Raw genomic sequence first — 7,104 nt, 5'->3', positions numbered from 1 at the left:
GCCCGCCACTACGCAGTGGCGGGCCGGCCTGCTCACGACGGTGCCGCTCAGGCGATCACCCGGGCGGGGTGATCACTCGGAGGGCCGGTGATCGTGGTTCCCCTCGACGGCCGGGTGACGGCGGCGCCGGGCTGCGACGACCAGCATCGGGGCGCCGGCGAGGAGCAGGGCCGCGCCCGTCGCGGCGACCGGGAGCAGGTCTCCGGCACCCGTCTCCGGCAGCGGCGCCGCGGGACCGTGCCCGGCCGGCGGCTGCGGGGCCGGCGGCTTGGGCCGTGGGCTGTGAGCCGGCTTCGGGGTCTCGGTCGGCTTCGGGCTGTGCGTCGGCTTCGGACTGTGGGTCGGCTTCGGGGTGTGGGTGGGCTTCGGGCTGTGCGTGGGCCGGGGCGAGTGGGTGGGCTGCGGCTCGGCCCTGACCGTCACGGTCGCCGACGAGGGCGGCGAGGTGACGGTCGTGGGGCCGGGGGCGAGGGGCCGCCGGCCCGGCGGGGTGGGGGTGGGGGGCAGGCCCCGGGGGGGCCCCGGTCGCGGGGTTGTGGCCGGGGGCGGGGGGGAGGGGGGGGGCGGGGGCTCGGCCCGGACCGACCCGGTCGCCGCCGTGGGCGGCGAGGTGACGGTGGTGGGGCCGGGGGCGACGGCCGTCGCGACGGCCGTGTTGGCGATGGTCTCCTGACCGAGGTCGGCCTCGGTGACGGTGTAGGTGCCGGTGCAGGTGACCGAGCCGCCGGGAGCAAGCGGCGTGTCGGCGCAGGAGTGCACCGGGGTGCCGCCCGAGCCGTTGAAGGCGGTGTCCACGACCTCGGGACGGGTGAGCGTGACGTTGCCGGTGTTGGTGAGGAGCAGGCTGTAGCTCACGACCTGGCCCGCGTGGTCGACCACCGCGGGTGCGGCGGACTTGACCAGGGTGAGCGCGGGCTGCCGGGTGGGCGTCACCGTCGCGGTGGAGGGCGGGGAGGTGACCGGGGGACCGCTCGGCGGGGTGCCGGTGCCGGTGGCGGTGTTGGTGAGCGTCCCGGCGTCGATGTCCGCCTGCGTCACGACGTACGAGGAGGTGCAGGTCATCGACTCCGCCGGGGCCAGGGTGGTGCCGGGACAGCTGACGGTCGGAATGGTCCCCGCACCGGAGAACGAGGTGTCCGCGGCGGTCACCCCGGTCAGCGTGACGTTCCCGGTGTTGGTGACCAGGTAGGAGTAGGTGAGCCTCTGCCCGGGTGTCAGGGTCGCCACCAGAGTGGAGCGCCGGTTGTTGCCGCCGCCCCCGCCGGTGGAGGCGGTCTTCTCCAGGGTGAGGGACGCCCGCGGGCCGGTCACCGTGGTGGTGGAGGGCGGGGAGGTGACCGGCGAACCGGTGGGCGGGGTGCCGGTGGCGGTGGCGGTGTTGGTGAGCGTCCCGGCGTCGGCGTCGGCCTGGGTCACCGTGTACGCGGCGAAACAGGTCATGGACTGGCCCGGGACGAGGGTCGTGTCCGGGCAGGTGATCGCGGGTGGTGTGCCCGTGCCGGAGAACGAGGTGTCCGTGACGCTGATGTCGGTCAGCGTGACGTCCCCCGAGTTCGTCACCACGAACCGGTAGATGATCGCGGAGCCCGCCACCAGGGTGGTGACGAGCGCCGAGCGCCGGTTGTTGCCGCCGCCCCCGCCGCCGGTCGTGGCCGTCTTGTCCAGCGTCAGCGCCGGCCCGGTCCGGGGGCCGGTCACCGTCGCGGTGGAGGGCGGGGAGGTGACCGGCGAACCGGTGGGCGGGGTGCCGGTGGCGGTGGCGGTGTTGGTGAGCGTCCCGGCGTCGGCGTCGGCCTGGGTCACCGTGTACGTGGCGGAGCAGATCATGGACTGGCCCGGGACGAGGGTCGTGCCCGGGCAGGTGATCGCGGGCGGTGTGCCCGTGCCGGAGAACGAGGTGTCCGTGACGCTCACGCCGGTCAGGGTGGCGTTCCCGGTGTTCTTCACCAGGTAGGAGTAGACGAGGGTCTGCCCCGGCGACAGGGTCGCCACCAGCGTGGAGCGGCGGTTGTCGCCACCGCCCCCGCCGCCCGAGGCGGTCTTCTCGACGGAGAGGGCTGCGCTCTGCAACGCGACCGCCGTCACGGGGGAGTCGGGCGCGGTCACCGCGGAGCCGGTGGGCGGGGTGCCGCTCGCGGTACCGACACCGGTGACCCTGCCCGCGTCGACGTCGGCCTGCGTCACCGTGTAGGGCGCGGTGCAGGTCATCGAGGCGCCCTGGGCGAGGGAGGTGTCCGGACAGGAGACCACCGGCGGGGCCCCGGTCCCGCTGAACGAGGTGTTCGCGGCGGTGACCGCGGTCAGCGGCTCGTCACCGGTGTTGGCCAGCAGGTAGGAGAAGGTGATCGTCTGGCCGGCCGCCCGGAAGGTCGTCGGCGCGACGCTCTGCGTCAGCGACAGGGCGGGGGACTGCGCGGTGGCGACGGGCGCCAGGGGGAACGCCGCGACGAGGACCGCCCCCACGGCCACGAGCGAGGTCAGCAGGCCGGGACCCCGGCGGGTCCCGCGTGCGCCCTCCGGTCCCGGTGGTCGTCCGGGGGCGCCTCTGGTTCCGCCGACTCGCATCGTGGTTCTCCTCATCTCGCCCCGTACCGGGAGGACCGGCGCGACGGCGGCACGACCTTCATGGACAGGTGGACGGCCGCACCCGCACCGGACGCGGCACGGAACAGATACTCGAATCCGGGGTCTCTCCATCGTTCGTGATCGCAGGAATCATCCGGCCGGGTGCGCGCACTCGCCGGAACGGTCCTGTTCCGCAGGTCCCGCAGGTCCCGAAGTCCCCGCGTGTCGCCGGACGGACGCCCCGCCGAACCGGTCGGGTGCCGCGGTGAGGGGGCCGGACGGGAGCGTGCGACGGGTGCCGTCCATTTCGGTTCGGTCACGGCGTGTCCCATTGGTTGATCATTGGGTGGGAGTGCGGTGATTGATCTTGTTGGCACCGGACTGGACCGACTCTCATAATTTCGGCTGAGACGCGTCACGGGCGGCCTGAAGTGCGCTGCCGGGGGCGGCCCGCGAGGCGCCGACGCGCGACATTCCGCTGTCTTCCTGGGGGAGTCCCTTGTCCGCGCCCGAGAGTTCGCCGTCTGCCGCCGACCAGGCGCAGCAGGGGGCGCTCGATCCCGCCGCCGTGCCCGGCCCGGGGTCGTCCGATCCCGCCCTGCCCGATCCTGCCGCGTCCGGCCCCGCCGCCTTCGACCCTGCCCCTGCCCCTGCCCCTGCTCCTGCCCCGGTCGCCCGGCGGACGCTGCCGCGCGCCCTCGGGGTGACCCTGGCCGCCGCGGGCCTGATCGCCGTGACGGCGACCAGCGCCGCCGTCACCGTGGCCGTCGGCAGGCCGGACCCGGAGGCGGCCGTCGTGGCCGGCACCGCGGCACGTCCGGGCCCGGCCGCAGCCACCTCGGCGCCGCCCACCGCGTCGCCCACCGCGTCGCCCACCGCGTCGCCCACCGCGTCGCCCTCCGTGTCCGCCCCGGCGTCCACGGCGGCACCCGCCCCCACTGCGGCTCCCAAGCCGGCGAGCACCGTCAGAGGGACCGTCAACGGCGGGAAGCACGAGGGCGATCTGCGCTACTTCCTGCTCCCGATCCCCGAGGGCGGCGAGTCCTACGGACCGGCCGACGGCATGGCGCTGACGGACGAGGAGGTCGCGGACGAGTTCAACAACCGGGACACCATCATGCGGATCCTCCGTGCGTACGGCTACAAGGACGCCGCGACCCGGACGTACCGCACGGCGGACGGCAAGGCCGAAGTCACCGTCACCCTGCTGCGCTTCGGCTCCGCCGGGGACACGAAGGAGTTCGCCGAGGGCTACACCATGAGCCTGGAACCGATGGAGATCACCGGCGACCCCGGTGCCCGCGGCAACGTCCGCACACCCAAGCAGCAGGCCTACACCGGCTCGATGACCGGGATCTCCAGCCAGGGTGACGTGCAGTACACGATCGACGTCGACGTGAAGGGCACCCCGGACAAGGCCCTGCTCAGCGAGCTGATGCGGCGCCAGCGCGCCTGGCTGACCTCCGGCGGCTGAGTCCGCCCGAGTGCCGCCCGCGTCCCGCCTGATTCCCGCCGCCCGCGTTCTCCGCCGCCTCTTCCTTTTCCCAGGAGCCACCGCGTGACCACCGAACCCCTGGCGCCGGCACCCGCCGCCGCCCTCCCTCCGGACCGGGCCGCCGAGTTCCGGCCCCCCGAGGACCCGGCCGCCGGGCACCCGGCCCCCGAGCACCCGGCCGCCTTCCCCGCGCCCGCCGCCGCTCGCGTTCGCGCCCCCCGCCGGCCCCGGCCGGTCCTGTTGCTGGTCTCCGGCCTGGTGCTCGGCACCGTGGCCGGCGGGGCCGTCGGCTACGGGATCCAGGCGCGCCGGCCGCCGACGCCGCTGCCGCCGATCCAGGTGGCGCTGCCGTCCTACCCGGCCGAGGTGGTCGACCCCGCAGCCGTCGCCGCGGCTGCGCCCGCACCGCTCGCCATCGACGGCGACCTGCGGAAGCTGCTGCTCACGGCGCCGGCCGGCAGCTCGGCCTGGGACGACTACCCCGGCACGCCCAGCTGGATCTCGATCGGCGAGCTCGCCGAGCGCAGCGGCCCGTCCGCGGGCGCCTTCAGGGACCTGGCCGAGCGGGGCTTCCGCCGCGCCGTCGAGGTCGACTGGAAGCAGGGCGACCTGAAGGTCCGGGTCTCGCTGATCCAGTTCTCCGACGACTTCGTCGCCCAGGCCGGCAACCGGGTGAGGGGCTACCGGCTGGAGCCGTTCGCGGCCGAGGCCAACGGCGGCTACCGGGTGGAGAAGGAGCCCTTCTTCTGGGCCGAGACCACCGAGAAGTTCTACCAGGGCACCGCGGCCGCGCAGCGCGGCACGGTGGCGATGGAGGTCAAGGTCTTCGGGCTGCGGCCGGTGGACGCCGAGCTCGTGAAGAACCTCGCCAAGCAGCAGTGGGAGCGGCTGGTATGAGCGACGACACCGTGATGAGTGACGACACCGTGACCGGCTCCCCGAGCACCGAGCCGCACGTCGCGCCCGCGGCCGGAGCGCCGTCGGCCGGCGAACCGTCGGCCGAACGCGCCCCCGCCCCGCCGCTCGCGCCGTCTCCCGAGCCCGTTCCGTCCGACCCGTCCGACCCGTCCGCGCCGTCCGCGCCGTCCGACCCGCTCGCGCTGCCGTCGGTCTCCCGCTGGCTCCTGCGCGCCACCGGAGCGACCGTGGCCGCCGCCCTGGTCGGCGTGGTCGTCGGCGTCGGCATCATCGAGGTCCGGTACGACGACCCGGCGCCCGTCGCCGCCGCCGCGCCGGCGCCCGCGCCGCCCACCCCGGGCGCCACCCCGACGCCCTTCGGGGCGAAGTCCAACGGCAACCACTTCGGCTCGCTGCGCGACCTGCTGCTGCCGGTCCCCTCCGACTACGGGCTCGGTCCGGACGAGGGCGGCTACGGCAACGACGTCGAACTGACGGCCGCGCAGCTCTCCGCCGAACTGGACGAACTCCTCCAGGTGCCCAAGGAGCAGCAGGAGAAGCTCCGCGCGTACTGGGAGGGCCTGCACGTCAAGGCCACCGGTATCCGCACCTACGCCGAGCGGAAGGGCGGCCTGGTCATCGGCATGAGGCTGCGCCAGTTCAACCAGCAGGAGGTGCAGCGGATGAACGAGTACACGGCCGTGTTCACCGGTGACACCGGGCTCTTCCGCACCGGCCCCGCCGTCCCGGGCCACCCCGAGGCGCACTGCTACCTGATGCCCGCCCCGCCGTCCGCGCCGATCGACTACCTGGAGTGTTCGGCCGCCGAGGGCGACCTCCTGGTGGTCATGAGCGTCGAGGGTGTGGCGCCGCTGCCCAAGGACAAGATCGTCGCCTTCCTCGCCCAGCAGCTCGACCGTCTCGCCACCCCGGGAGCGTCCGCATGACCGACAGCACCATGCCGCACGACAGTACCGCCCCCGGGGCCGCCCCCACGGGCCCCGCCGCCCCGGAGGGTCGCGGTACCGCAGAGGGCGACGTCACGGCGTCCGCCACTCCAGAGGCGGTCACGGACTCCCCGGCGTCCCCGGTGCCGGCCGCGTCCGACCGCGCCCCCGGGGACGACGCCGGGGACGGCCCCGGCCCCGGCGAGAACCCCTGGACCGCCCCCGGTGCGACGGTCCCGGGCCCCGTCGAACCGCCGAGCGCCGAGGAGCTCGCGGCCCGCCGCACCCGCCGGCGCAAGGCGGCGCTGCGGTGGGGCGCGGCGGTGGTGGTCTGCGCGCTGGCCGGCACGGGTTCCGCGCTGGCGGTCACCGCGCCCGAGCGCACCGACCTCCCGGGCCTGGCCACCGAGAGCGACGGCCGCTACACCTTCCCGGCCCTGGTGCTCCCGCCGCTGCCCTCCGGCAAGCCCGTTCCCCGGGAGAACAAGAGCCGGCACGCGGCCGACCTGCGGTACCTCCTCCTCCCCGCCCCGCAGGAGGCCGGCGGTTCGCTCGCCCCGGTGGTCTTCCCGACCCCGACCCCGCCTCCGACCGGGAGCCCGACCGGGGGCCCCACCGGAACCCCGGCCGCCGCGAGCCCCACCACGTCCGCCGCTCCGCCCCCGTCGACCGCCTCCACCCCGCCTGCCACGGCCCCCCTCGCGGACTGGGTCACCTGCGACGCCGTCGCCGCCGAGCAGAAGGACCCGGCCGCGGTGCGTTCCCTCCTCCTGGAGAGCGCCTGCCGGGCCGCCACCGTCCGGGAATGGACGGCGACCGACGGCACCCGGACGCAGATCCGTCTGCTCGCCTTCGGTTCCTCCGCCGCGGCCTGGGACGTCTACCGCGAGCTCCGCGACGGGGACCAGAAGGACCCCGGCTCCCGGACCACTCCCATGGAGGGCTGGGACACCGTCTTCGGCGTCGCCGTCGAGACCCGGGGGACCCCGGCCACCACGGCCGGCACGGCCCTCACCGCCCGCCTTGCCTACCTCTCCGCGGGCGACCTCGTGGGCGTGGTCACCATGACCAACCCCGGGGGCGTCCCGGCCGAGGCCTTCCGCCAGGTCGTCACCCTCCAGTCCGACCTGCTGGCCTGACCCTCCCCGGGCGGGGGGGGGGGCGCCCCCCCCCCCCCCCCCCCCCCCCCCCCCGGGCGGG

At 75.5% G+C, this 7,104-nt stretch carries 5 protein-coding genes; 4 read left to right on the top strand and 1 reads right to left on the bottom strand.

Features of this window, described 5'->3' with window-relative positions; genetic code table 11:
• Nucleotides 1-72 precede the first annotated feature (72 nt).
• A complete protein-coding gene (locus ACFWOG_RS38125; protein WP_380364087.1) occupies nt 73-2,565 on the bottom strand; it encodes a hypothetical protein in 2,493 nt (830 codons plus the stop codon).
• Between the two features lie 499 nt (nt 2,566-3,064).
• On the opposite strand from ACFWOG_RS38125, the gene ACFWOG_RS38120 reads away from it, so the two are divergent.
• The 4 genes from ACFWOG_RS38120 to ACFWOG_RS38105 all read left to right on the top strand — a co-directional run bounded on the left by ACFWOG_RS38120 (nt 3,065) and on the right by ACFWOG_RS38105 (nt 7,043).
• On the top strand, nt 3,065-4,039 hold the full coding sequence (locus ACFWOG_RS38120) for a hypothetical protein (protein WP_380364085.1): 975 nt from the start codon (nt 3,065-3,067) through the stop codon (nt 4,037-4,039).
• Nucleotides 4,040-4,123: 84 nt separating this feature from the next.
• On the top strand, nt 4,124-4,957 hold the full coding sequence (locus tag ACFWOG_RS38115) for a hypothetical protein (protein WP_380364083.1): 834 nt from the start codon (nt 4,124-4,126) through the stop codon (nt 4,955-4,957).
• Entirely contained in the window at nt 4,954-5,904 is a 951-nt protein-coding gene (locus ACFWOG_RS38110; protein ID WP_380364081.1) for a hypothetical protein, read from the top strand. Before ACFWOG_RS38115 ends, ACFWOG_RS38110 begins: the two co-directional genes overlap by 4 nt.
• Nucleotides 5,901-7,043, top strand: a complete 1,143-nt coding sequence (locus ACFWOG_RS38105) for a hypothetical protein (protein ID WP_380364079.1) — start codon at nt 5,901-5,903, stop codon at nt 7,041-7,043. Before ACFWOG_RS38110 ends, ACFWOG_RS38105 begins: the two co-directional genes overlap by 4 nt.
• Nucleotides 7,044-7,104 lie beyond the last annotated feature (61 nt).

This window comes from Kitasatospora sp. NPDC058406 (genome assembly GCF_042722765.1).
Taxonomy (GTDB): domain Bacteria; phylum Actinomycetota; class Actinomycetes; order Streptomycetales; family Streptomycetaceae; genus Kitasatospora.
Note: the sequence above shows the minus strand (reverse complement) of the source record. Positions and strands in the feature narration are given on the sequence as shown.

What these genes read in the sequence shown, in the direction of transcription:
- ACFWOG_RS38125 (WP_380364087.1), bottom strand. Translation starts at nt 2,565, where the DNA reads ATGCGAGTCGGCGGAACCAGAGGCGCCCCCGGACGACCACCGGGACCG.
- ACFWOG_RS38105 (WP_380364079.1), top strand. Translation starts at nt 5,901, where the DNA reads ATGACCGACAGCACCATGCCGCACGACAGTACCGCCCCCGGGGCCGCC.
- ACFWOG_RS38110 (WP_380364081.1), top strand. Translation starts at nt 4,954, where the DNA reads ATGAGCGACGACACCGTGATGAGTGACGACACCGTGACCGGCTCCCCG.